This window comes from Bradyrhizobium sp. 26S5 (genome assembly GCF_036923295.1).
Taxonomy (GTDB): domain Bacteria; phylum Pseudomonadota; class Alphaproteobacteria; order Rhizobiales; family Xanthobacteraceae; genus Bradyrhizobium; species Bradyrhizobium septentrionale.
This window is the reverse complement of sequence record NZ_CP145948.1, coordinates 5,730,216-5,754,021: the sequence shown is the minus strand read 5'-3', so window position 1 is coordinate 5,754,021 and position 23,806 is coordinate 5,730,216. Positions and strand designations below refer to the sequence as shown.

Genomic DNA, 23,806 nt, shown 5'->3' with positions numbered 1-23,806 from the left:
GCGGCGTGGAACCGTGACTAACGCAAATTTTGGCTAAATCCTATCCCGGACTTGGCCTTTGGGGGTATCAATCCACCGGCTCAGGCGGTGCCTATTTCGGCATGGCCTGCGCGACCAGGAACAGCGCGGCGGCACGTATTTTCGGGGCGTGGATCTGGCCGACAATCTGCAGCGCTCCAGCCACGTCGCCGGCCCTCGCGGTCGCTGCGGCAAGGCTACGCAGCGCGGTCTGCTGAGGCGGCGTTTCGGCCGGATCCGTCAGCAGCGACAGCGTCGTGCGGGCATCATCGGGCCAGCCGTTCGTGGCCTGCCAACTGGCGATGCTGGCGAGCATCATGTCCTTGTCGGTCACCGGCGTCAGCGATTTGGCGATGTCGAGGGCAAGCAGAAATTGCTTGGTCTCCAGCAGTGGAACGATAACCTGCGTATAGCCGACGAGGCGCTGGAGCTCGAATTGCGCGTCGGCAGTCTCCGCCTGCATCTGTTGCAGCGCCTGCTTGACCGGCTCGCCGTCGCCGCGCAGCGCCATCACTTTGATGATGGAGAAGCGAAGCGGGATTTCTCCGCCGCGTACCCTCAATTTGTCCAGGGCGGTGCGTAGATTCTTCTCGGCCTGGTCATAGAACTCCTTCGCGGATTTCGTATCGCCGCGCTTGGCGTAGGCACGCCCCAGGGCGACCTGCATGTCGGCCAGTTGCGATTCCGTGATGAAGCGCTGCTCCATCATCAGTGCACGGGCTTTCTCGATCTTGCCGACGTCTGCCAGCTCCTTCACCGCCTCGATCGCGATGACGCTGCGCGTGCCGTAGATGTTTTTTGGGTCGGGCGGCGGTTGCAGCCGATCGGCCAACGCCAGCGCCGTATCGAGATCGTCGGCCTTGACGAGGCTGCGCGCGAGCTCGGCGATTCCGATGAGCTGCGTCGACCCGCCGAAGGAGCCGACCAGATCAAGCGCCTGCTGTTTCTGGTTGGCGGCAACCAGTCCCTTGATGGCAATCAGGACGTAGCTCGTCACGTTGGCGTTTTGCGCGGATTGCGACAGCTGTTGTGCCTCGGCGATGTCGGCGGCGGTGGCGTACTCGATATGAAGCAGCACGCTGGCCTGGATCAACACGTCCAGCCGCTCCTTGCCGGCGAGCGGCCTGCCGTTGCTGCTGAACGCCTCTTCGAGAACGCAGGCGCGCGTCGGCTTGCTCCGGCACGTCGCCCAGTCCGCATGGACCGGCAACGCGCCGCTCATTGCACACGCCAGTGACGCAAGCGCCGTCAACCAAAAGCGATGCCTGAAAACCGTCATTGTGCCCTCAATCTAGGCGTGCAGTCCGCCATGCTCGATAAGTTCCACACCTTGCAGAAGACCGCAAGTTGTCGCGCACGCTGCGCTTGCGCGGTCTGCCATTGCCTTTGGCAGGCCGGGCGGCTATGACCACGCCATCTGCGCGACTGGCGCTTGGATGGACCACCATCGGGGAGCGCAGAGACTGAACGCCGCGCGCCTGGGCACCGCTTCGAAACGGAGGTCCCATGACGGCGAATATTCTCGATGGGCATGCACATGCCCAAATTGTCATCGATCAGGTTGCAAGCGAACTGGACCGGCTGCCTCGCGCACCGGGGCTGGCGGTCGTGCTGGTTGGCTGTGACCCGGCGAGCCAGGTCTACGTGCAGAGCAAGGTCAGGATGGCCGAACGGCTCGGCCTGCGCGGCGAGGTCGAACGCCTGCCTGATGACGCCAGCGAGGCCGATCTGCTGGCCAGGATCGAGGCGCTCAACGCGCGTGACGATATCGACGGCATCCTCGTCCAGCTGCCGCTGCCGGCCCATGTCGACGCCTTGCGCGTGATGGCGGCGGTCGATCCCGCCAAGGATGTCGACGGCCTGCATGCCCTGAACGCAGGCCGGCTGTTTCACGGCGACGATGCGCTGGTGCCATGCACGCCGCTCGGCTGTCTCCGCCTGATCAAATCGATCCGGCCTGATCTCACCGGTGCGCATGCCGTGGTGATCGGCAGCTCCAACATCGTCGGCAAGCCGATGGCCGCGCTGCTGCTGCAGGAGCAGGCGACCGTGACGCAGACCCACATCCACACCCGCGGCATCAGCCAGATCTGCCGACAGGCCGATATCCTGGTCAGTGCGGTGGGGAAGGCTGGCCTCGTGCGCGGCGACTGGATCAAGCCGCAGGCCATCGTCATCGACGTCGGCACCACGCGCGTCGAGAAGCCGGACGGCGGCTACACGGTGTGCGGCGATGTCTCCTTCGACGAGGCGGTGCAAATCGCCGGTGCGATCACGCCGGTGCCGCGCGGCGTCGGCCCGATGACGATCGCCTGCCTGATGGAGAACACCCTGAAGGCCGCCAAGGCGAGGGCGGCACGGCTGCAATAGCGCGGCATATGCGCCGCGTTGCGCGAGCGGCCGATACCGCTCGCGTCACGTCTTCGCATCCGGCGTCGCGTGCGCGAAGTTCATGACGTCAGAGGTCATGGAATGCCCGCAGCGATCGTCTATCGTCGTGCCGGAAAGCGGAGGTGCGCGATGCTGTATGCGGAAGATCTCACCGAAGGCCAGACGTTTGAGCTCGGCAGCTACACGATCGGCGAGGCCGAGATCCTGGCGTTCGCCGGCAAGTATGACCTCGTGCCGATCCACACCGATCCCACTGCGGCTGCGGCGGGTCCGTTCGGCGGCTTGATCGCAAGCGGCTTCAACACCATTGCGATCTATCAGCGCCTCGTCGTCGAGGCGATCTGGGGCAAGGTGGCGGGCATAGTCGGGCGGAGCCTGGAGATTCGATTGCCCAGTCCGGTCCGCCCGGGAGCCACGCTGACCGGCCAGTCGCAGATCCAGAGAATCACCATCAGGCCGGAGCGGCGCGACGCCGTCGTGATCTTCAGGACGGAGCTGGTCAACGACGAGCAGCGTCCCGTCCTCGTCGTCGTGCTCGATGCGCTGATTCACATGCGGCCGGCCGCGAAGGAGCGGGCGTAGCGTCCGAATTGATCGCTGATCGGGGGCCGTAGCCGTGATCATCGGGCCTGAAGCATGTTGCTCGGACAGGTACCTTGCATTACATGGTATCTTGTTATATATAGCTCCCAACACCCGCAGGAGTTCGATGGCGGAATCGACGATCCAGGTTCAGCTCAAGAAGGGAGCGCTCGAGATGTGCGTGCTGGCGCTGCTGGCCCGTGGCGAAAGCTATGCCTATGAGATCGCGAGCACGCTCGCTTCACGCATCGGCATGGGTGAGGGCACGATCTACCCCCTGATGCGCCGCATGCAGGATGACGGGCTGGTCGATACGCGCCTCGTCGAGTCGAGCAGCGGTCCGCCGCGGAAATATTACCGGCTGACGCCGGCGGGACGCGCGGCACTCACCGCCCAGAAGCGCGAATGGCAGGCGTTCACGGACGCGGTCGATCAGCTGCTCGGAGAGCGCAAATGAACCGGGCGGCCTTCCTGCGACGTCTCTCCGACGGATTGGCCGGCCTTCCGGAGCGCGAGGCCGAGGACATCCTCGACGATTACAGCGCCTATTTCGACGAGGGCCTTGCGGCGGGACGCAGCGAAGAAGACGTCGCGGCCGCGCTCGGCGATCCCTCGCGGCTGGCGCGTGAGCTGCGCGCCGAGACCGGCCTGCGGCGCTGGGAGGATGACCACAGCCTGCGCAATTCGGCTTCAGCGCTGCTGGCGCTCGGCGGGCTTGCCGCGGTCGACATTTTCTTCCTGCTGCCGCTGCTGTTCGCGGCGCTGCTCACCGTGCTGGTCCTCGGCCTTGTGATGTTCGTGCTTGGTATCGTAGGGATCGGGCTCTTGGTCAGCGTCTTCAAGCTCGCCGCCGTCGCGTCGATCGCCAAGCTGGTGATGCGCGCGGTGGCGGGCATCGGCCTGATCTCCGCCAGCGCCGGAATTGCGATGCTGCTGCTGTTCGCCGTCAACGCGGCAGTCGGCAAGCTCGGCAGCTATGCGCGCCTGCATTACCAATTGCTCAAACCCGAACAGCACGCCGGCTGACGATGCCGGCATCAGGAGGATGGCGATGATGCACATGCCGCAGAATCTCAATCCAACGATAAAGCTCGATCGCCGCAGCGTCCTGGCCGGGCTTGGCGCGAGCCTGATCGCGCCGCGGGTCGCGTCAGCGCAACCGACGGCCGAGGAGATCGCCCGTCGCCTGACGCAGGCCGAGAGCGCCGGCAGGATCAGCGGCCTGCATGCGCTGCTGGTAAGCCGGGGCGGCAGGCTGGTGTTCGAGCACTACGGCAGGGGTGACGATGAGGCCGAAGGCCGCGGGCCGCTCGCCAACGTCGTGTTCGGCCCTGACGTGCCACACGACCTGCGTTCGGTCTCGAAGAGCGTGATCGGTCTTGCCTATGGCATTGCGCTTGCCGCCGGCAAGGTGCCGCCGCCGGAGGCGAAGCTGTACGACCAGTTTCCGCAATATGCCGATCTCGCGCGCGAGGCGGGCCGCGACCGCATCGCCATCCATCACGTGCTGTCGATGACGCTCGGGCTCGAATGGGACGAGCTCACCGTTCCCTATGGCGACGACCTGCGCAACTCGGAGATCGCGATGGAGGCGGCGCCCGATCGCTTCCGCTTCATCCTGGAGCGGCCGATTGTTGCCGAGCCCGGCACCAAATGGACCTATTGCGGCGGCGCGACCGCGATCCTGGGGCGCCTGATCTCGAACGGCACTGGCGAGGACTTGCTCGCCTATTGCCGCCGCGTCCTGTTCGATCCGTTGGGATTTGGCCCTGTGGACTGGGCGAAGGGAGTGGGCGACGGCCAGTATCGCGCGGCCTCGGGCCTGCGCCTGTTGCCGCGCGACCTCCTGAAGATCGGCGAACTCGTGCGCGCAGGCGGCGCGTGGGGCGGCCGGCAGATCGTGCCGCGCGACTGGCTGACGCGCGTGCTGGCGCCGGCGGTCGTGATGGAGAATGGCGGCCGCTACGGCTACCAATGGTATCTCGGCGCGTCCTTCGCTGCAGTATTGCCGCATCCCGAACGCTGGGCCGCCGGCATCGGCTGGGGCGGTCAGCGCCTCTATGTATTCCCCGCACTCGACCTTGTCGTCGCGCAATACTGCGGCAATTATGACAAGCCGGCGGCCGAACAGCGGCGCATCAATGATGCCATCATCGATGAGGTGGTGCTGCCCGGCATTTAGGCCGGCACTGCGCCGCAAGGCATTGGCTTGGACGGTGGCCGTGAAGAGCAGCAAGCAGAAGCGCGGGGAGATCGACGCCAAGCAGCGCAAGGCAGAGGAATGGCGCCGCTTGCAGGCGCAACGCGCCGCCGAGCAGCGCCGTCTCCGCGAATACAAGATTGCGCTGGCGCGCGGCGAAGTTCCGGTGGTGACGAGCGAGCTGGCGCCGTCGAACAGCTATTCGATCCCAGATTTCGTCGAGCGCGGTACCTATCGACCGGAGCCGTTCGTCTGCAAGGACTGCGGCGTTGCCGAGGTGTGGACTCCGTTGCAGCAGAAATGGTGGTACGAGACCGCCAAGGGCGACGTGTTCACCACGGCCGTGCGCTGCCGGGCCTGCCGCACCAGGGAGCGCGCACGCAAGACCGCCGCGCGCCGCGTGCATCTCGAAGGGCTCGCGAGGAAGAAGTCTCCCGCCTCGTAAGGGGCACGCTGCGCGCGGACAAGTTGCAACTCTCGCATCGATGGACATGGAACCAGCACGCCCGCGGTCAATGCGTCGCGCGCGCGGAACGTTTCGTTGCCTGATCGGTTCGAGACTTCGAAGCCCCCGAACGAGGGGCGTGAGCGGGGAGGAAGCCAGCCAAGGAAACTACCAAGGAAGCCAGCCAGGGAAGCCGGTCAAGGCCGGAACCAACAAGAAGGAGCAGCGGATGAAGCTTAATGCCACGCAAGTCAAGCAGACCATGACGCAACTGAATGCCCAGGTGCTGCCGGATGATCATCCGGCGGTGGCGCAACTGAACAGCGTTTTCGGCGAGCACACATTCTTCGTCGATACCAGCGGACTCAAGGTGCTCGAGCCGGCGCAGACCTCGGACATGCCGGGGCAGACGGGCGAGGTCGTGAGTCTCGCCGAGTGGAGCGATCCGGAGCTGACGTCGCTTCGGCCTCACGAGCCCGAGCCGACCGGCGTGCTCATCACGCTCGAACCCAGCAAGCATTGAGCGCCGCAGCGCGCGGCACGGCGATCGGGCCTCTTGATGGTGACAGTCACCAACATCACTGCAAGAGGTGCCGAAAGTCACATGGCAAATCAGCGCCGCCTGCGTATGCATCTGCGTGAGGTGGGTATCCAGGCGGTGAGGGGCAGATGGGGATCGTGCGGCGCTGGAGCTCGGACGAGGACGAGAAGCTCCGTGAGCTCGCCGGGGCCGGCAAGAATGCTCTCGAGATCAGCAACGAACTAACCCGCAGCGCGTCGGCGGTGCGCCGGCGCGCCGAGGTCCTGTCGGTTCTCATCATCGCCAAGGCGTTTCGCGCCCGCCCGTCTCATGTCGCCACCCATCTCGAGCGGGTCGCGATCGACGCGATCAAACATCGCCGGCCGTTTCCCGCGGGCGTCGGCCCGAGCACGCTAGCCGGAATGATCGACAAGGGCTGGATTATCCCGGAGGTGGGGCGGAGATATCGCGTCACCGACGCCGGCGTGGAGGCGGTGCGGCGCAAGATCCCGAGCAGTTGAAGGCGCTGCGTGGCTGCGCGCCCGGCGCGACCCGAATGTGGGTTGGCGGGTTTCCCGTAGATGCACGGGACGCCAGGCGGAATATTTGCGCCGAGCACAAGATTTTGCGCCCGAGACGGACGCGCTCGCCGTTCAACCATCGGGGGCGCATCAGCTGCGGTCTCCTCTTGCCCTTCCGTCCGAGTTGATGGTGCCGATGCTCAACGTCCCGCAGGCTCAAGCCGACCGATATCGGCGTTTTGCCGATCTCTCCGATTCCGTCGGTGAGGCAGTCGATGCGATCGCCGGACTGAGCGCAGCAGAGCGTACCGACGTGGCATTCCTCGAGCGGGAGTTCATCCCCGCGCTCGGCCTCAACGACGAGCTGCTGCGCGAACAGCCGCCGGAATTGTCGGCGAGCTTCGGCAAGGGCCTGCACCTCTGGCAGTATCCGAGCCAGCTCGCGCCGTATCTGGCCTGGCTCGCACGCAATGCGTCCGGCGTCTCATCGTATATGGAGATCGGCTGCCGATGGGGCGGCATGTTCATCCTGGTTGCGGAGTGGCTCCGGAACAGCGGTGCCGACCTCAAGACCGTGATCGCGCTCGATCCGATCGATCCGACGCCGTTCATCACGACCTATTTCGAGCTGCTGCGCGAGCGCGCGGAGATCGAGCCGGTCTATCTTCAGGCCTTCTCCACCGCGCCGGTCGTCAGCGCCTATGTCGATCGGGTGAAGCCGGACTTCGTCTTTATCGACGGCGATCACAGCCTGCGCGGCGCGATGCTGGACCATCTGCTGGTCCGCGCCCATGCCAGGATCATCGTGCATCACGACGTCCACTCCCAGGCCTGTCCGGATACGACGCTGCTCTGGACGGCGCTCAAGGAGTTCGAGGCGCCGATCTTCGATACGTTCGAATTCACCAGCCAATATCCGTCCGTCGGCGGTTCATTCCTCGGCATCGGCGCGATGAAGCGGCGGTCAGCGTAGACTGCACAGGACTCACGGTGTTGGCGGCGTCTCGAAGGCGCGCCAGTTGATCGCTCGGAGGTCGCCGCGCTGATAGGGCTGCGGGACGCGCTGCCGGGCCGGCATCGATAGCTGTCGATGTAACACCGGAAAGTTCTGCGCCAGTGTTCCGTTGGTGGGCGGATCCTGCGTATCGGTCGCGGTCAGGCTCACCAGACGATAGCCCGATCCGAACGCCCGCTCGAATGCGCCGGGCTCGAGCTTCCGGATCGTGTTCGGATCCTCGATATCGCCAAAGGTCACGATCATCGGCGTCCTGTTCGGTTGAAAGCTGCCATCGGCCTGTATCGATTCCGGCAGCAGGCTTCCCGAGATCGGCCTTTCGTCGAGCTGGTTGTTGATGGTGACGAACACATAGCGCCTGCCGCCAAGATCGGCGTAGGGCGCTTCGCCCCGCTCGGAGGCCGCGCCCTTCACCGCGGCCGGGTACCACCATGGTGCATGCGAGTGGACCATCTCGATCACGGAGGCGCCGCGTGCCGTGCCGGATGGTGTCGCCACCTCGATCGAAATCTTCTTGCGGATCGGTTTTGACGTCGACGATCCGCCGAACACCAAGAGATAGCCGCCGCCGAGCACGAGCAGCCAGATCACCAGGCGCCGGACCGCCCAGTTGAGCAGGTTCGTCCGCGGCATGCGCTGCTCCGCTCTACCCGGCGCGTTGTGCCGAGGCTGACGCCCCGTTGAGCGCGCGCGGCGCAGCGCGTCGCTCCTCGAGATAGGCGTTGCCCCAGCTCCACAGCGAGCGGATCACGGGTTCGAGCGAACGCCCGCGCGCCGTCAGCGAATACTCGACGCGCGGCGGCACCTCCGGATAGATCTCGCGGTGAATCAGGTCAGCGGTCTCCAGCTCGCGAAGCTGCCGCGTCAGCATGCGCTGTGAAATCCGCGACAGCCGCCGCCCGAGTTCGCTGAAGCGGATGGTATCGCCGAGCAGGTGATAGAGGATCACGGCCTTCCACTTGCCGTCGATCAGATCGAGCGTCGCCTCGACGGGGCAGCCGGCCGCACAATCATAGCTCTTCGCATCGCGCCCCTTCATGGTTCACTCCCTGATACTACCGGACATTCCTGTGCGTAATTGTCAGCGCCCAACTTAGCGCGCAACGTTGGTCCCGCAAAGCCGAACCTTGCCGATCAAGGCCGGCCCGGCGCGCAACGACACATCAACGGCAACAGGGAGGGGACCCGCGTGAAGCGAGGGATTTTGTTGATCGCCGCGATGACGGCGAACGTATTGCTATCGGCTGCGCGTGCGGACGAGCCGGCGGTCCGTGCCGAGATCGTGGCGCGGTTGCCCGAGTCGGTCGGCAACATCGCCATCACGCCGGACAACCAGCTGATCTTCAGCCATCACCCGTTCTTCAGTCCGGAGATCAGGGTCGCGAAGCTGACGGCGCCGACGACATTCCAGCCGTTTCCAAGCGCGGAGTGGAATACGCCGCGGAAGGGCACCGACCAGTATCTCGACAACGTGCTCGGGCTCCGCTCGGACGAGAATGGCGTGGTCTGGATCATCGACATGGGATTCCGCACCAACATCACGCCAAAACTGGTCGGATGGAATACGCGCAGCGACCGGCTCGAGCGCATCTATTACATGCCGGATCCCGTGACGCGGACGGGGTCGCAGCCGCAGGACATCGTGATCGACCAGAAGCATCGCAAATTCTACATCGCCGACGAGAATATCGGCCCGGGCGGCGATGGATCGCATGCCGCGATCATCATCATCGACATGGACACCGGGCGCGCCAGGCGCGTGCTTGACGGAGACCGTTCCACGATCCCCGAAGACCTGCCGATCACGGTGGACGGCAAGGATCTCACGGTGTCGGGCAAGGACGGCAAGCCATCCATCAATCAAGGTCGGCTGCGACGGCATCACCATGGATGTCAGGTCGGAATGGGTCTACTTCGCGCCGCTCAGCGGGCGCTCGATCTACCGCGTACGGGTCGCCGATCTCAACGACGAGAAGCTGACGCCATCCGAGCTCAGCGCCAGGGTCGAGCGCTATTCAGACAAGCCGAACAATGGCGGGCTCTCGATCGACTATGCCGGCAATCTCTATCTCACCGCAGTCGAGAGCAAGTCGGTCGGCGTCATCGGGGCCGATCGCAAATATCGCACCTATCTGAGCGACGCCGAGATGGTCTGGCCCGACGGAATCACGGCGTCCGCGGACGGCTACATGTACGTATCGGCGTCGCAGATCTCCGCGGCCGCGATGTTTCACGGCGGCAAGGGCGAGAACAAGGCTCCGTATCTGATTTATCGCTTCAAGCCGCTCGCGGCCGGCTACGTCTCGCGATGAGTGCTGGCGCAGCGTGTTGACGACGACGCCCGGCCTGTTTTGCAGGCCGGGCGACAATTGCAATCACGAACTCGCCGGCCGGTCGCGCAGATTGAGCTTGCTCCTGTCGCCGCCGGCCCAGGCCAGCGTCTTCGGGTCCATCACGCGGAACCAGAGCGGCGGGATCGCAGCGAGCCCGAACATACCGGTGTAGCCGTTCGGCAGCCGCGGGATGTCGTCGAAATCGCGCAGCGACTGGTAGGGCCGCATCGGGTTGGCGTGATGGTCGGAATGACGTTGCAGATGGAACGTCATCAGGTTCGAGACGATGTGGTTGGTGTTCCAGGAGTGGCGCGGCTCGACCGCCTGGTAGCGGCCGTTCGGCAGTTTTTCGCGCAACAGCCCGTAGTGTTCGACATAGTTGGCCTGGGTCAGCGCATACCAGCCGAGGAAATGATGCGCGACGATGAACGGCGCCACCTTCCAGCCGAACAGCGCAATCAGAATAGCCGCGACCACGAATGTCAGCGCAAAGCCCTGCAGGATCTCATTGTTGACCGACCAGACCGGCTCGCCGCGCCTAGTCAGCCGCTCGGCTTCATTGCGCCAGCCGCGCTTGAAGGCGCCGGGCAATTCGCGCAGCGCGAACGCATAGATCGATTCACCGAACCGCGCGCTGGCGGGGTCTTCGGGGGTCGCAACCCAGGTGTGGTGGCCGCGATTGTGCTCGACGCGGAAGTGGGCGTATCCCACCGCACAGTTGGCGAGCGTGCCGAACAGGATGTTGAGCCTGTCCGGCTTGTGGCCGAGCTCATGCCCGATCAGCAGTGCACCGCCATTGATGGTGCCGACGCCGAGCAGCAGCGCGACGTAGGACCACCATGGCAGCTCTTGGGTGCCGAAGAAGGCGATCAGGGCGACGTAGTTGACCCAGGGAAATACCACGGTGAAGCGCGCGAGCCGCAGATAATACGGATCGGCCTCCATCGCGGTGACCACTTCCGCCGGCGGATTGTGGCTGTCTTCGCCGAACAGGACATCGAGCAGCGGGATCAGGATGAAGATGAAGACGAAGGGGATCAGCGTCACCAGCGGATTGTGCGTCCGCAGGAACAGCCAGTAGGACAATAGCGGGATCAGCGGCGGGATGAACGACAGCATCCACAGATAGCGTTTGCCGTCCCGATAAAAGATCGGGTCGCCAGCATCATTCTTGCCTTCGAAGATCATCGCATTCCCTCCAGCATCTCTCGTCGCGTCGGCATTCGCCGTTGTTAGCCTGAGCATGCCGCGAGGCGGGCCTGCGCCGCCAGTTCACAACAGGCCAAATTTGTGGCATTTTGCGCCAAACGTCAGACAGCCGGGGGAGGCCGCCGACACCATGCAGCGATCGGATTCGGATGCCCTCCGCGCGCCGGTCACCGTGAGCTATGCGCGGGCGCTGGTCCGCGCCTTTGGCAAGACGCGCGGCGAGCGCGACGAACTGCTGAAGGGCACGGGGATCCAGCTTGAGGCGCTCGACCAGCCGGGCGCGCACATGCCGGTGTCCGCGCTGGTGGTGCTGGCCGCCAACATCACCCGCCGGCATGGCGAGCTGTGGCCGTTGTCGGCTGCTTCGGTCTGGTCGACATCGCTGCAGGGCGCGCTCGACGTCGCGACCCGGACGGCACCGACCATCGAGGATGCCTTGATCACCGGCGCCCGCTTCGGATCGACCCGCGCGCCCTTCATCCGCAACCGGCTGCGCCGCACCGCGCGCGCGATCCAGATCGAAATTTCTCCCGCGGTGGCGATGGATGACGCGCTGTGGCACGCCGTGGCGCTGGCGGTCAGCCTCAACGTGCACGCGGTGTACACGCAGCTGCTCGAGGATGCGATCGGGCAGGCGACGCTGCAATTTCCCTGGGCCCCGCCTGCGGACGCCGAGCGGCTCGTGCCGCATTATTCCTGCGCGGTGAAGTTCAACGCGGCCGCCTTCCTGTTCGATGTGCCGAAAGAGTTATGCGCGCGACCGTCGCCGTTTGCCGATCCGGAATTGCACGCCAAGGCGATCGAAGCCTTGGAGGCGATCGAGAAGCCGCGCTCCGACAGTGAGGCGCTGACACGGATCGTGGAGAACCTGATTGCGTCGCGCCTGCCGCAGCGGCTCGGCGAGGAGGAGGCCGCGCGTCTGGTCGGCACCTCGCGGCGGACGCTGGTGCGGCGACTGGCGGAAGGTGGCGGCGCCTTCCGCCCGCTGCTCGACGCCGTGCTGCGCGAGCGCGCGAGGGTGATGCTCGCGGCAGGCACCCAATCCCGCGACGAGATGGCCGCCGCGCTCGGCTACACCGATGCGACGAGCTTTAGCCGGGCGTGCCGGCGCTGGTTTGCGGCGAGAGGCGTGCGGGGCTAGCGGATCGGCGCGTGCGCGCAGATCGCGTCGTTTTCGTCGCCGGGTATGGGAACGCCTCCGACTGCGCCGGAGGCGTTCGGCGTTTTCACGACTGCAGGGCTTTCATCACGACCTCCTGCACAATCTGGCTGCCTTCCGGCGTGGTCCAGTTTCCTGCAAGCTCGGCGATCACTTGGTTGGTGCTGGTCAGCGTGGCGCCGCCCTTTTCCATTCGCCGCAGCGCGATATCGTCGGCCATTTTGCTTGGCGAGCCGCCGGCGTCGGCCACGACCTGGACCTCGTAACCATCACGGACGAGACTCAGCGCCGGGAAGACCGTGCACACATCGTTGGTGACACCTGCGATGATGAGTTTGTTGCGCCCGGTAGCCCTGACGGCCGCAGCGAAGTTCTCGTCGTCCATGGCGTTGACGATGCCGACGCGCTTGATGCGAGCAGTGAACGCGGCCGACAGGATGGATTGCAACTCGCTCAGCAACGGCCCCTGCGCATATTCCTCCATGCTCGAGGTCAACACGACCGGCAGCTTCAGGATGCGGGCGGTGTCGGCCAACATCAGCGCATTGCGTTTCATCTCCTCGAACGGGATGGAGTGCACCCAGCTCATGGTGCCGACCTGATGGTCGATCAGCAGCATCGCGGCATTGGCGGCATTGAATCGTTCGTAATCCATCATGCTTCTCCTTTTGACGATCGCGAACCTCAGGCGCTCAAGGCGGGGTAATCGACGTAGCCCTGCGCGGCGCCGCCAAAGAAGGTGTTGCGGTCGGCATCGTTCATCGGCGCATTGGCCTTCAGCCGCGCAACAAAATCCGGATTGGCCAAGACCATCTGACCGTAGGCTTCCAGATCGGCCAGCCCCGAAGCCACGTCGGAGCCGATCCGGTCGCGCGGGCGACCCGGCCGGTTCAGGACCAGCGGCTGCTTCCAGAGCTTACGGATGTCGCTCAGAAGCGGGTCGTTGCCCTGGTGCATGATGTGCAGATAGGCGAGGCCGAGCTTGTCGAGTTCAGCGACCAGATAGCGGTAGAGATCCGGCCCCTCAGCGCCTTCGTCGATGCCCCACATCGTCGTCCCGGGAGACAGGCGGATCGCCGTCCGGTCCGCGCCGATCTCTTCAGTAATCGCGGTGGCAACCTCGATGGCGAAGCGTGCGCGGTTTTCGACCAACCCACCATATTGATCGGTGCGCGTGTTGGCGCTCGGCGCCAAGAACTGATGGAGCAGATAGGCGTTCGCGCCGTGGATCTCGACACCGTCGGCGCCGGCCTCGATGGCGCGACCCGCCGAGGTGCGGAAATCCTGAACGGTCTGGCGCACTTCCACGGTGGTCAGGGCGCGCGGCGCGGGGATGTCCTGCATGCCCTTCGCGGTGAACATCGGCGCCCCCGGCGCTATCGCTGACGGTGCTACGCCCTGACGATGATGCGGCGTGTTGTCGGGATGCGACATGCGCCCGGCGTGCATGAGCTGGATGAAGATGTGGCCGCCCGCGTCGTGCACGGCCGAGGTGACCTTCTTCCAGCCGTCAGTACGCGCGTCGCTATAGATGCCCGGCGTGGTGAGATAGCCCTGTCCATCGTCCGAAGGCTGGGTGCCTTCGGTGACGATCAGGCCGACGCCGGCGCGCTGGGCGTAGTATCGGGCGGCCAGATCGCCCGGCACGCCCGCCGCATCCGCTCGGGATCGGGTCATTGGCGCCATCGCTAGCCGATTGGGCAGCATGTAGCGGCCAACGCGAACGGATGAGAACAGTTGATTCATGGGTGAATTCCCTCTCAAGAGTTGATGAGAGGGAAGATGGGCTATTCATTTTCGGGATAAATATGATAAAGCTGAAATAATTGATCCATTTATGGAGCAATGATCAACTTGGAACTACTAAATGACATGGCGCTGTTTGTTGAGGTTGTGAAAGCCCGGAGCTACCGCCGGGCGGCCCAAACGGTCGACGTGCCCAACTCCACTTTGTCACGGCGGATCAGCAGCCTCGAGAAGGCGATCGGGTTGCGGCTTCTGCACCGCACGACACGCAAGATTGAACTGACCGAAGCAGGCCAGATCTATTTCGAGCGTTGCAGGCGCATCGTCGATGAGGCGCGACTCGCACACGAGCAACTCGGCGAGATGCTTGCCCAGCCGAACGGAGTCTTGCGCGTTTCTCTGCCCGTGGATTTCGCCACGACCTTTCTTGCGCCCGAGTTGGCGGAGTTCTCCCACCGCTATCCCGGGATCAGCTTCGAATTCGACCTTACGCCGCGGCGAGTCGATCTGGTGGCCGAGCCGTTTGATGTGGCGATCCGCATGGGCGAGTTGCCGGATTCGACCCTGATCGCGCGCAAGCTCGCCGAGCTTCCGCGCTATCTATACGCCTCGCCGCGCTATCTCGAACGCTCTGGAGAACCGAGCGGACCCGCCGACTTGGAAGAGCATCAGTGCCTCTGCTTCCCGAGAGGCGACGCCTGGACCCTGCACCGCGGAGCGCAAACGGTGGAAGTCGCCGCCGGCGGCCGATTCCGGCTCAACAGCATCGGCATGATGCGGCGCATGGCGGGCCTGGATTTGGGCATTGCCATGCTGGCGGAAGCCATCGTCGCCGAGGATTTGAAGGATGGACGGCTGCGCCGGGTGCTGCCGCAATGGCAGGCTGCGCCAATCTCCGTGCACGCCGTCACCGAGACGCGTTTGCTGCCAGCGAAAACCCAGCGCTTTATCGAGTTCTTGAGCGAGTGCCTGAACCGGACTTGATCCATCGACGTGAGGCGGCGCTTGCTTGCCATCGCGGGCTTCGTCGCCGAAGAGCAATGTGCCGATGCGAACGCCGCGGGTCGCCGAACCCCACCGCTCTTATGATTATGAAACTCCGCCGTAGAAACCGAGCGGAGCGCCCCGCATGAAATCGCAGATTCGGAAGTGGCGCGCCTCGGCCGATGAAGATGGGCAGTATTGCTTCAGCCGTGGCACAATGACGCGGCGGTCGCGGTCACGAGCATTGCCAGGATCATGATCCGGTTTCATACTCTGAAGGCCGGAAAGCGGAGACAGCGATGCTGTTTCGTCTCGCATTTGCTTTTGTAGCGATGGCGGCGCTGCTGGTTGATCCGATTGACGCCGTCGCGCAGGACATGCTGCGCGATGTCGACCTCAACAGTCCCGACATGACGACGTCGGAGATGACGCGCGCCGAGGTCGACACGCTTCTCGAGGCGGCACGTCGACAGCCGGCGGACCGACGCACGGCAGATTTGGAGGGAAAGCGGCTGTCGCGCCTCGATCTCTCGGGGCTCGACTTCTCCGGCGGCAATCTTCGCCTCGTCAAACTCAACCGCGCCAGCCTGAAAGGCGCGCGCTTCGACGGGGCCATCCTGAACCAGGCCTGGCTGATCGACGCAGATTTGACCGGGGCGTCCCTCGTCAGGGCATCGCTGCTCGGCACCCAGATGCAACGCGCCAGGCTTGGCGGCGCCGATTTGAGCGGCGCTCGCATCACCGCCGATCTTTCCGGCGCCAGCCTGATCGGGGCCAAACTTGCGGGCGCCGATTTGAGCGCTGATATGCGCAACCAATCGATGGGCCTGATGCGCGGTGTGCTCAATTCCGCCGATCTGCGGGATGCGGATCTGAGGGGCGCCAATCTCTCTCGCGCCGATCTCGAATTCGCGAAGCTGCAGAACGCCAATCTGGCAAATTGCAACCTCAGCCGCGCTAACCTCGTGGGAGCCGACTTGTCCGACGCCAATCTCGCCGGCGCCGATTTCACCGAGACCGACCTTGCGTCGGCCCTTCTGCCGGGCGCGGCGGCGCTGGCCGATAGCCGGAATCTGGACAAGGCCCGGAACTTGAACCTGGCGCGGCGCCCAAATTAGCAGGCGAATTGCAGTGCCCAGCAACTCGACTTATGCTCTGCGTTGAGAACCACGCTACCGCTCATCGTGCGGCGGGCAGGACCACGGTGGAGGGTTGCATGTCGCACCGGAGGTGACGTCATGACCATTTCTCCCACACTGCACAAATATCTTGCTGCCGAAACCATCGCGTACGACGAAATCCCGCACGTGCTCACGATGTCGTCCACCCATAGCGCCCAGGCATGTCACGTCTCAGGCGATCGCCTGGCCAAGGCGATCGTGTTGCGTCGCGACGGCGGCTACATGCTCGCCGTGCTGCCGGCCTCACATCACCTCAGGCTTGAGGATCTGAGGGCGAGATTCGGCGACGATATCGCCATGGCCGCTGAAAGCGAGATCGATCGTCTGTTCGCCGACTGCGCGCACGGGGCGGTTCCAGCCGCCGGCATCTGTTACGGGCTTGACGTGATCGTCGATGACAGCATCGAGATGCAGCCCGACGTCTACATTGAAGCCGGCGATCATGAGACGCTGCTGCATCTCGGTCGTGCGCAATTCGCACGCCTGACCGCTAACGCACTGCGCGGCCGCATCAGCGCGCACGACTGACGCGCTAGATGGCGGGACCAACTGTCGGTGCGCCCTGATCAAGGCGCGGCCCACATGCGGTCACGCCCGATCTGCTGTATAGTTGCAGGCGAGGGGGCTGCTGCCTTGCAAGGGAGGTCCTCCATGAAGGTCAAGGACGTGATGCACAAGGGCGTCGATTGGGTGAGCCCCGATACCCCGATCGCCGAAATCGCAAAATTGATGCAAGGGCACGACGTCGGCTGTATTCCGATTGGACGAGACGATCGCCTGATCGGGATGGTGACGGATCGCGATATCGTCTGCAAAGGTGTTACGAGCAAGGACTTCAACCCGGCGCGCGCCACCGCGCGGGATGTGATGACCGAAGGCATCCACTGCTGCCGGGAAGACGACGATCTGGCAAAGGCGGTGCATCACATGGAGACCCTGAAGGTCCGCCGGCTGCCCGTCATCAACAAGAGCAAACGGATGGTCGGCATGATCAGCCTGGGCGATGTCGGCCACTTCGCCGGTGCCGATCTCGTGTCCCAATGCATGAAGGGCGTGTCGGCTCATCATTGAGGCGAGGCCGGTCTGCCGGAAACGACCGGCAGATCGGCCGGCACCGTGGTCGCACGACAGAACGTCACGATGAATCTAGAGCGTGCTCAATACTTCCGGTTGCTGCGGGAGAAGCCGATCCCTGTTGCACCGACGCATCAACTGTCGAGCGATACATTCATGCCGATGGAATTTCTTTTGACTGATCGCCGACGGCCCGTTTTGCTATGCCCATTATGTTTGACGCAGCGATTTCCATACTTTTCATTGTGAGTGTTGGCATCCTCCTCGCTCACGCGATCGATGCGTTCAGATCGTGACATCAGGCAGCAGTCTGCGTGAGTTAAGCGGACTATCAACCAGTGACGCCTTTGGCGAAATCAACCACTTCGCCCCATGCCAAACGGGTATCAACCCAGCCGACCTTGCCGCACGCGGCCATCGCATGGACGGCTATTTGCCGTTCAAAACCTTTGCACAAACCGGGACGTCCTGACGGCGCGGCGTCTAATGATGCCCGAGTATAGAGAGGACGCGCTGGGCGGTGCTGCGGTTGGCCGAGCAGCTTGTGACCGGCTTCCTGTCTGGGGCCTGACCCGTCGAGGCAGGGTGTTTCAAGAAAAGACGCCGCCGGTTTCAAAAATACACGCCCGGCGGCGTTTCCTTCCTGAACTGGGACACTGAAATCCCCAGCATGGTCTCCATTGCAGCGCCCATGCCAGAGCGGTTCAGACTGGCGGGACCTGACGGCAGGTCGTGAGGATGAACCCTGCCTTGCTGCATTGCCACTCACTGCCGAGCGCAGCGCTCGATACCGGGTGAGGAGCGGCCATCGCCATCAAGATGACAGCCGCACCGGCCAGCAGACTTACGACCACCAGCATGCGTACTTTGTGGGTCCACATCGTCGTCGCTCCCTTGGGTCAGTGGGCCAGAAGCTTTGTGTCGGACTGCGTTGCAATCGCGTGCTTTCTGTCGGTCGCTCTCTGTTGGCGAGCGAGACGGAGATTCTGGATGTACTGCCGTATCCAGAGACCGAGGTCGGCCGAACGCCTGATCTGTGCGGTACGCAAAACCTGGTCGAGATCCTGGAATTTGATGCCGTTGTCTTGCTGCATGGCTTTACCCCGGAAATGTTCAGGTGATGAAAAACACCGGGGATGCTGAGCGCCGTTTGTTTCGGGCTCGCTTCGAGGGGCAGGAAATGATGTTTCGTTCACGCGGAGGTTATTAGGCGGGTGGGCAAGGGGGCCCAAGGCACTCGCGCCCGTGGTTCACCGGCGCGCTCGGAGAGCCGGCAAGATCTTGATAAGATGAGTATTTATATTGTCATCGTCGCGAACCGCCCATTCTGGGCGCGACGCCTATCCTCCCGTGGCCCCGATGGCGATAAGTGAAAAACCCGCTGCCGTATGTCGAGTCCAGTGTCGGACCGGTTGCATAGGCGAGCGCGGCTTGGTCGCGCTCGAACCTCAGTCGCTCTTTCTCTGCCTCGATTTGCCGCATCTCGATCGCGCGCTGTTTATCAAGCTGCATTCTTTTAAAGGCGCGCTCATTTCGTGCGCGCAGATCGGCGTCGTCGAGGACCTCACCGCCAGGCCCGTAGATATGCTCGATATCTCCCGTGATGACCCGCACCTGCTGAGCTCGCGATGGCGACATTACAGCGAGACAGGTGGCGACGAAGATTGCTGCTCGGAACACGCTAAATCTCCCAAGCGTGGTGGTGTGCGAACCTGATGTAAATCCCGACCTGGCGCCGTTTCAACATGACGGCATTCACGACGTCTCACGTTCGCGTTCGGCGCGCGGGAGCAGGCTCGTGACGAGCATCGTTGCCGTGACTTGAACCGTTCACAACCGCCGGGTGGGACTTGAATATGCTGGCGTCCACCGGAGGCCGGAAATGAGCTCTTTGCTGCGGCTACGCAGCTTCGTTGACGCTCGCGATCACGGTCCGCATATCGGTCGCCAGGTCGCGATAGCGCGCACCCAAGCGCAGATATAGTTCGCGACTGCTCCCATCCTGCACACGGCTAGCGATCATCTCGCATTCGGCCGCAAGAACCTCAAATCGTTCCAGCTTTGCATGGAGAGCAGACATGGGGCGCGTCCCTGACTGATACTGAGGGAGTGCGACGCTACTCCTCTGATTGCGTCTGATTAAGCATTATTATCGGGTAGAACTAAAATTCTTGCCGCGCCGCCATTTCGGTCATAGTCGCTGTCGCTCTTCCGGGCACCGCTGACGAAAGGGGGCACAGGGGGGCGGCTCATGGAAATGGTTTCATGCCTGCGCCGAGTTCTCTTTCTGAGAGACGCCTTTCAAGGGTGGCAATGGTTCCCTTGAGATTATCGTACCGCTCGTTCAGCGACCTCGCCAAAATCGGATACCTTCTGTCCGATCGGTCGGAAATCCCCGCGCGCACTTCCTCGGCCGTGATGTCGTCCTGGATCGTCTGACAGGCGAGGATCAGATCGGCCAGTATTTTGCTGATCGTCAACTCTCGTGGAGTGCTTTCGCGGGCTGTCTCAAAACGAGGATGCATGTTCATCTTGGTGCTCCGAATGTTTGAGTTCGGCACACCGAGAATGGTTGGCGCCGAACTATTCACGCATGCGTCGCAAGTTGCTTGCCAGTGTCGGGCCCGTAAAAGCACGGTCGGAGCGGTCGCACGCGGGCTCGGCGCCGGCGGCGAGCTCGCTCCGGATTTTTACGGTGGAGAACACTGCCCCGGCAGATCTATTCTCGGCGCCATGTTGGAATGCAAGCGCCTAGCGTGGCGCGCTTGTAGTCTCGAGCTGCATTCTGATCTCCAGCTGTCTCGGCAAACCTGACCGCGGCCTCCAGGTCTTGAGCCGCAGACGCGCTATCACAGAACAGGCTGCGAATCTCAGCCCGGTATCGATATGTCCTGTAGTTCATCGGGTTGTATTGAAGCGCCAGGTTGTAGTTATTTTGCTCCTCGGCGGCACCTCGGCGCGCTTCATCAGACTGACTGTTGAAGTTGGTCAGGCGATTGAGCGCCTGGAGTGTCCCGAGCTCCGTGTAACGTAGAGACATCGCGCCAAAGGTCGCTGGGAGTGCTTCGTCCGACGAAGGGAGTTGCTTCACCGGGGCAAGCGCGCGTTCAATTTCAATCTTCTTGTATTTGATGGCGTTGCTGTAGTCCCGCAGGCTTTGGAACGCGCTCGATATTTCGCCGTTGATCGGAGCGACATAGGCGGCCGGGAGTCGTCGATCCCCGAGCAAGCTGAGGCATGCGCGTATCTTTGCCTGAGGAGGCAAGACATCGCGACATTCCTTGTCGATCACACGCCACTCGTCCCGTGAATGCGCCGTCGGCCGCGTCTGCGCAGCGGAAGGCAGCACAATAACCAGTGCAAAGAAGATCGCTAATGTGCGACCGCGACTTAGGCCATCCATTTTATCTCCTCGCCGTTAGCCCGATCTCGACCCGCCGCCGGATAGCCTCGAAGCGGGTAGGAGCGTCGTCCTGGGCGTTGTTGCCGCGCTCACCGGGCACAGCCCAGAGGACGTCGAGCGCATCTTGCAGGCGCACGATCTCGGCGGCAAATTCGAGTTGGCAGAGCAGGCCATGGTGGAGCTTGAGCAGCAGGTTAGCGGAACGTAAATTGCAAACCGGTCTGCAAACCGGAAATACCGTTCCGGTTCTGTCTCAAGCCAATTGATGGACTTTATTGGCGCGCTCGGAGAGATTCGAACTCCCGACCCTCGGAATCGAAATCCGATGCTCTATCCAGCTGAGCTACGAGCGCGTTGCGGGTCGATTATCAGACTTGAGCGGTGAGGGCCAGCAGCCCCGCGCGGCCGCCAGGCGGTGTCCGCGCGTCCGGCCGGCCGTGTCCCGCGAAGCCCTCAGAAGCAGGGATGGCGGCGGCGATCCTGGCCGATATAGGCGGCCGAGCTCTGGTAGCACTTGTTGCGCGAGGGGCCGTCGTAATAGGCGAAAGTGCCGGCGGCCGGGCCCGGGCCGTAATTGTGCAGATAGCTGATGTGGTAGGGCAGCCCCCAATGGGCGTGGTGGTGGTGATGCCGGTGGTGGCGCGGGTGGGCCGAGGCCGCCGGGGTGAGGGCCAGGACGGCCAGGGAAACAGTCACGGTGAGGGCGGCGAAAAGCTTGGTCTTGGTCATGGGCTGCCTCCGGGCATTCACGCTGGAATCGGCATTTCGGGCCGATCCGAAGCCCATTTAACCCGGAATCAGGCGAAAAGCTGCGGGAAATCAGTCACAGCGCGCCAAATTTTGCCTTTTTGCGGATGCTTAACGGATTGCCAACACAGTCCGGCCAGAGTCTTGCGGTCAGGTCCGCCCGGATCTGGCATTCCCTCGGTCTCGAACGTTCCATGCGCATCACGCTCCTTGCCGCCTTGCTGCTCCCGGTTCTGGCTGCGACGCCAGCGCGGGCCGTGCTGCACATCACGCGCGACCATGGCGGCTATGTCGAGGAGTACAAGGCCAAGTACAAGCAGATCCGCGACCGCCGCGAGCGCGTCGTCATCGACGGCATCTGCAACTCGGCCTGCACGCTGGTGTTCGGCATCGTGCCGCTGAACAAGATCTGCGTCACGCCGAAGGCCAGCATCGGCTTCCACCAGGCCTATTACGACAAGGCCTTCACCTTTGGCATCAAGGTCACCAGCCTCGAGGGCACCTCCGACCTGATGTCCTACTACCCCGACACGGTGAAGAACTGGATCCGCCGCAATGGCGGGCTCACCACCGAGATGAAGAAGATCAAGAACGGGGTCGATCTCTGGAACATCGTCGATCCCTGTCCCGAAGAGTGGTAGGCGCGGGCGCGCAGGCTCCGAACCATCCTCTTCGGGTTTGCGCTTGAGGTCTTCGGCCTGACGTCGCCGTCCGACACCCGTCAAAACTGACGCCTTCGACTTGCCGGGCACGGCCGCAGCGATGCTGCCGTTCGCTCATGATACGTTCATCCGCGTGATGCGATTGTGCTCCACCCGCGAGCCCGACCGCCGGAGCGGCTGGGCCTCGGCTCGCACGCACAGGAGGTTGTGATGGCAACCAGATCCAATCTTTCGAAGGCTGAACTCGCGCGCAGCGTTGCCGGCGCCGCGTCGGCGCTGGTGCTGAGCGGGCTTGTGTTGTTCGTGGCCGCCCATCATCTCAGCGGCGGGTAGGCGCACGCGCCTCAGCTGGCGCCGCATGGTCTCGTGTGACGATGAATTACGAGAGCCAAAACACCCCGATCAGCAGACCGGCCGCAAACGCCCAAAGCCCCAGTGTGCAGGCCGAGATGACCCGCACAAAATTCCGCAAGTCGACATCTTGCATTGAATCGCGGGATCGGTCGCTCAATTGCAGGCACCCCCTGCGGTGGCCGCCTTGGCATGCCATCCTGGCATCTCCGCAGAATAGCCTGTTCCCGATCGATGCCCAAATGAAGGCAGGGAACGGTCACGCAGGATCACGCATTTGCGAGGCCCGCCGGCCCGGCCGGGCAGCTGGGATGCCTGTTCCTGGCCGTATCTCCAGGGAATTTGGGCCGTCTCGAGACGGTACCCGGGGGCAGGGAACGTCTCGCCGGCCGAGTCCTTCGGCCTGACGCCGGTGCCGCCCTTCGGCTGCGCGGCCTTTGCGGCCTCGGTCGAGGCCCAACCATTGTCCGCGATCAAGGCGCGCGCTAGAGGAGGGGCCCGGCAAGCGAGAGCCCGAGAGAACGTGTCGTTCAGGATATCTGCCACCACCCGCATCGTGATCGGATCGGCGCTTTTTGCCCTGGCGTCGAGCGCATTGCTTTATCTGTTGCCTCCGAGCCCGGTCGATCGAACGCTCCGCGGCACCTTCCGTTTTTTGCAGGGACACGCCTACCTGATCCCCGTCAAGTATTTCAGCGGCGAGCTCAACGCTGCGCGACTGTATGAAGACGATCGACCTCTCGGCCCGGCCAATAGCGACCAACGGGAAATCGAGTCCAAAGGCGCCGGCCGGTTCGAACTGCACCGGGACACAACAAATTGGTTCGGCCCGGTCCTGGTGTTCTCGACAAGCGACAATACCGACCCGAATAAGAATGGAAGAAAATATCGCCTCGAGTGATGACGGCGTTTTGAGGCTGCGCGAGGCTAGAGCATGATCCGGAAAAGTGCGAAGCGGCTTTCCCTCGCGACAAACGCGGAGCGTTTGCGCGGAGATCATGCTTAGACAAAGAACTATAGCGCGATGACGATTCGACCCAATCTCATCGCGCTTTAGGGAGCGATCCAAATGCCAAGCGCGATGATCGCGATGGAGATCGCGATCACCAGCATGTCCGTCGTGAGCCAGTCGGGCATTCCGGTTGATGGCTTGTCGCTCATGTCAGCGACTCCTCTGTTCGCGTCGAGCCCGCATCTTGGAATGCCTGCCTGCGAACGCAGGTGAAGCAGTTCACACAGAAAACGGGAAAGGTGACAACTCGAAT

General features: G+C 63.3%; 30 protein-coding genes, 1 tRNA gene, 1 pseudogene and 1 riboswitch. Of the genes and pseudogenes, 20 read left to right on the top strand and 12 right to left on the bottom strand.

Going from position 1 to position 23,806, the window contains the following annotated elements; all coding sequences use genetic code 11:
* Nucleotides 1-91: 91 nt before the first annotated feature.
* Entirely contained in the window at nt 92-1,240 is a 1,149-nt protein-coding gene (locus V5279_RS26980; RefSeq protein WP_338689667.1) for a hypothetical protein, read from the bottom strand.
* A gap of 189 nt (nt 1,241-1,429) precedes the next feature.
* A riboswitch (ZMP/ZTP riboswitch) is annotated at nt 1,430-1,509 on the top strand.
* 15 nt (nt 1,510-1,524) lie between these two features.
* On the opposite strand from V5279_RS26980, the gene V5279_RS26975 reads away from it, so the two are divergent.
* From V5279_RS26975 to V5279_RS26935, 9 genes are all read left to right on the top strand, one after another.
* Nucleotides 1,525-2,388, top strand: coding sequence for a bifunctional 5,10-methylenetetrahydrofolate dehydrogenase/5,10-methenyltetrahydrofolate cyclohydrolase (locus V5279_RS26975; protein WP_338689664.1), 864 nt, complete (start codon nt 1,525-1,527; stop codon nt 2,386-2,388).
* Between the two features lie 150 nt (nt 2,389-2,538).
* A complete protein-coding gene (locus tag V5279_RS26970; RefSeq protein WP_338689662.1) occupies nt 2,539-2,991 on the top strand; it encodes a MaoC/PaaZ C-terminal domain-containing protein in 453 nt (150 codons plus the stop codon).
* 127 nt (nt 2,992-3,118) lie between these two features.
* Nucleotides 3,119-3,448 carry a PadR family transcriptional regulator gene (locus tag V5279_RS26965; RefSeq protein ID WP_029081693.1) on the top strand — a complete coding sequence of 110 codons (330 nt, stop codon included), beginning with the start codon at nt 3,119-3,121 and terminating at the stop codon, nt 3,446-3,448.
* Nucleotides 3,445-4,017 (top strand): DUF1700 domain-containing protein, encoded by a 573-nt coding sequence (locus V5279_RS26960; protein WP_338689658.1) that lies wholly within the window; start codon nt 3,445-3,447, stop codon nt 4,015-4,017. Before V5279_RS26965 ends, V5279_RS26960 begins: the two co-directional genes overlap by 4 nt.
* Nucleotides 4,018-4,042: 25 nt before the next feature.
* A complete protein-coding gene (locus V5279_RS26955) occupies nt 4,043-5,173 on the top strand; it encodes a serine hydrolase (RefSeq protein ID WP_338689656.1) in 1,131 nt (376 codons plus the stop codon).
* A 40-nt stretch (nt 5,174-5,213) separates the two neighbouring features.
* A complete protein-coding gene (locus V5279_RS26950) occupies nt 5,214-5,636 on the top strand; it encodes a zinc-ribbon domain containing protein (RefSeq protein ID WP_166297262.1) in 423 nt (140 codons plus the stop codon).
* 229 nt (nt 5,637-5,865) lie between these two features.
* Nucleotides 5,866-6,159 carry a hypothetical protein gene (locus V5279_RS26945; protein WP_166306974.1) on the top strand — a complete coding sequence of 98 codons (294 nt, stop codon included), beginning with the start codon at nt 5,866-5,868 and terminating at the stop codon, nt 6,157-6,159.
* Nucleotides 6,160-6,305: 146 nt separating this feature from the next.
* On the top strand, nt 6,306-6,677 hold the full coding sequence (locus V5279_RS26940) for a hypothetical protein (protein WP_166297260.1): 372 nt from the start codon (nt 6,306-6,308) through the stop codon (nt 6,675-6,677).
* 196 nt (nt 6,678-6,873) lie between these two features.
* On the top strand, nt 6,874-7,650 hold the full coding sequence (locus V5279_RS26935) for a hypothetical protein (RefSeq protein WP_166297258.1): 777 nt from the start codon (nt 6,874-6,876) through the stop codon (nt 7,648-7,650).
* A 12-nt stretch (nt 7,651-7,662) separates the two neighbouring features.
* On the opposite strand, the gene V5279_RS26930 is transcribed toward V5279_RS26935, so the two are convergent.
* A complete protein-coding gene (locus V5279_RS26930; RefSeq protein ID WP_166297256.1) occupies nt 7,663-8,325 on the bottom strand; it encodes a hypothetical protein in 663 nt (220 codons plus the stop codon).
* A 13-nt stretch (nt 8,326-8,338) separates the two neighbouring features.
* On the bottom strand, nt 8,339-8,731 hold the full coding sequence (locus tag V5279_RS26925) for a helix-turn-helix domain-containing protein (protein WP_338689649.1): 393 nt from the start codon (nt 8,729-8,731) through the stop codon (nt 8,339-8,341).
* A 180-nt stretch (nt 8,732-8,911) separates the two neighbouring features.
* Here V5279_RS26925 and V5279_RS47105 point away from each other — a divergent pair.
* Nucleotides 8,912-9,394, top strand: a pseudogene (locus V5279_RS47105) (L-dopachrome tautomerase-related protein); the annotation flags it as partial.
* 184 nt (nt 9,395-9,578) lie between these two features.
* Nucleotides 9,579-10,004: an L-dopachrome tautomerase-related protein gene (locus V5279_RS26915; protein ID WP_338689645.1), complete on the top strand. Its 426-nt coding sequence runs from the start codon at nt 9,579-9,581 to the stop codon at nt 10,002-10,004.
* 63 nt (nt 10,005-10,067) lie between these two features.
* Here V5279_RS26915 and V5279_RS26910 read toward each other — a convergent pair whose 3' ends face one another.
* Nucleotides 10,068-11,213 (bottom strand): alkane 1-monooxygenase, encoded by a 1,146-nt coding sequence (locus tag V5279_RS26910; protein WP_338689643.1) that lies wholly within the window; start codon nt 11,211-11,213, stop codon nt 10,068-10,070.
* A 151-nt stretch (nt 11,214-11,364) separates the two neighbouring features.
* Between V5279_RS26910 and V5279_RS26905 the strand changes: the two genes are divergently transcribed.
* Nucleotides 11,365-12,375: a helix-turn-helix domain-containing protein gene (locus V5279_RS26905; protein ID WP_338689641.1), complete on the top strand. Its 1,011-nt coding sequence runs from the start codon at nt 11,365-11,367 to the stop codon at nt 12,373-12,375.
* Between the two features lie 85 nt (nt 12,376-12,460).
* Here V5279_RS26905 and V5279_RS26900 read toward each other — a convergent pair whose 3' ends face one another.
* Entirely contained in the window at nt 12,461-13,048 is a 588-nt protein-coding gene (locus V5279_RS26900; RefSeq protein WP_338701395.1) for an isochorismatase family protein, read from the bottom strand.
* A gap of 29 nt (nt 13,049-13,077) precedes the next feature.
* A complete protein-coding gene (locus tag V5279_RS26895) occupies nt 13,078-14,139 on the bottom strand; it encodes an alkene reductase (protein ID WP_338689639.1) in 1,062 nt (353 codons plus the stop codon).
* Between the two features lie 126 nt (nt 14,140-14,265).
* On the opposite strand from V5279_RS26895, the gene V5279_RS26890 reads away from it, so the two are divergent.
* The 4 genes from V5279_RS26890 (at nt 14,266) to V5279_RS26875 (ending at nt 17,375) form a co-directional block, all read left to right on the top strand.
* Nucleotides 14,266-15,123 (top strand): LysR family transcriptional regulator, encoded by an 858-nt coding sequence (locus tag V5279_RS26890; protein ID WP_414645838.1) that lies wholly within the window; start codon nt 14,266-14,268, stop codon nt 15,121-15,123.
* Nucleotides 15,124-15,422: 299 nt separating this feature from the next.
* Nucleotides 15,423-16,241, top strand: coding sequence for a pentapeptide repeat-containing protein (locus tag V5279_RS26885; RefSeq protein ID WP_338689637.1), 819 nt, complete (start codon nt 15,423-15,425; stop codon nt 16,239-16,241).
* Nucleotides 16,242-16,361: 120 nt separating this feature from the next.
* Nucleotides 16,362-16,832 carry a YbaK/EbsC family protein gene (locus V5279_RS26880; protein WP_338689635.1) on the top strand — a complete coding sequence of 157 codons (471 nt, stop codon included), beginning with the start codon at nt 16,362-16,364 and terminating at the stop codon, nt 16,830-16,832.
* A 123-nt stretch (nt 16,833-16,955) separates the two neighbouring features.
* The gene (locus tag V5279_RS26875; protein ID WP_338689633.1) at nt 16,956-17,375 is read left to right on the top strand and encodes a CBS domain-containing protein; all 420 of its coding nucleotides are present in this window, start codon (nt 16,956-16,958) and stop codon (nt 17,373-17,375) included.
* 902 nt (nt 17,376-18,277) lie between these two features.
* Here the strand turns inward: V5279_RS26875 and V5279_RS26870 are convergent.
* Nucleotides 18,278-18,472: a hypothetical protein gene (locus V5279_RS26870; RefSeq protein ID WP_166297244.1), complete on the bottom strand. Its 195-nt coding sequence runs from the start codon at nt 18,470-18,472 to the stop codon at nt 18,278-18,280.
* Between the two features lie 337 nt (nt 18,473-18,809).
* Between V5279_RS26870 and V5279_RS26865 the strand changes: the two genes are divergently transcribed.
* A complete protein-coding gene (locus V5279_RS26865; RefSeq protein ID WP_338689630.1) occupies nt 18,810-19,094 on the top strand; it encodes a hypothetical protein in 285 nt (94 codons plus the stop codon).
* Nucleotides 19,095-19,278: 184 nt separating this feature from the next.
* On the opposite strand, the gene V5279_RS26860 is transcribed toward V5279_RS26865, so the two are convergent.
* The 5 genes from V5279_RS26860 to V5279_RS26840 all read right to left on the bottom strand — a co-directional run bounded on the left by V5279_RS26860 (nt 19,279) and on the right by V5279_RS26840 (nt 21,510).
* Nucleotides 19,279-19,458: a hypothetical protein gene (locus V5279_RS26860; RefSeq protein ID WP_166297240.1), complete on the bottom strand. Its 180-nt coding sequence runs from the start codon at nt 19,456-19,458 to the stop codon at nt 19,279-19,281.
* Nucleotides 19,459-19,627: 169 nt separating this feature from the next.
* Nucleotides 19,628-19,909 (bottom strand): hypothetical protein, encoded by a 282-nt coding sequence (locus tag V5279_RS26855; RefSeq protein ID WP_338689626.1) that lies wholly within the window; start codon nt 19,907-19,909, stop codon nt 19,628-19,630.
* A gap of 188 nt (nt 19,910-20,097) precedes the next feature.
* A complete protein-coding gene (locus V5279_RS26850; protein ID WP_338689624.1) occupies nt 20,098-20,781 on the bottom strand; it encodes a hypothetical protein in 684 nt (227 codons plus the stop codon).
* A gap of 276 nt (nt 20,782-21,057) precedes the next feature.
* Nucleotides 21,058-21,134, bottom strand: a tRNA-Arg gene (locus V5279_RS26845).
* A 100-nt stretch (nt 21,135-21,234) separates the two neighbouring features.
* The gene (locus tag V5279_RS26840; RefSeq protein WP_338689622.1) at nt 21,235-21,510 is read right to left on the bottom strand and encodes a hypothetical protein; all 276 of its coding nucleotides are present in this window, start codon (nt 21,508-21,510) and stop codon (nt 21,235-21,237) included.
* Nucleotides 21,511-21,722: 212 nt separating this feature from the next.
* Here V5279_RS26840 and V5279_RS26835 point away from each other — a divergent pair, with 212 nt between their 5' ends.
* The 3 genes from V5279_RS26835 (at nt 21,723) to V5279_RS26825 (ending at nt 23,442) form a co-directional block, all read left to right on the top strand.
* Nucleotides 21,723-22,169 (top strand): hypothetical protein, encoded by a 447-nt coding sequence (locus V5279_RS26835; RefSeq protein WP_166205837.1) that lies wholly within the window; start codon nt 21,723-21,725, stop codon nt 22,167-22,169.
* A 231-nt stretch (nt 22,170-22,400) separates the two neighbouring features.
* Nucleotides 22,401-22,523, top strand: coding sequence for a hypothetical protein (locus V5279_RS26830; protein ID WP_256375172.1), 123 nt, complete (start codon nt 22,401-22,403; stop codon nt 22,521-22,523).
* A 541-nt stretch (nt 22,524-23,064) separates the two neighbouring features.
* Nucleotides 23,065-23,442, top strand: a complete 378-nt coding sequence (locus tag V5279_RS26825) for a hypothetical protein (RefSeq protein ID WP_338689615.1) — start codon at nt 23,065-23,067, stop codon at nt 23,440-23,442.
* Nucleotides 23,443-23,806: the final 364 nt, after the last annotated feature.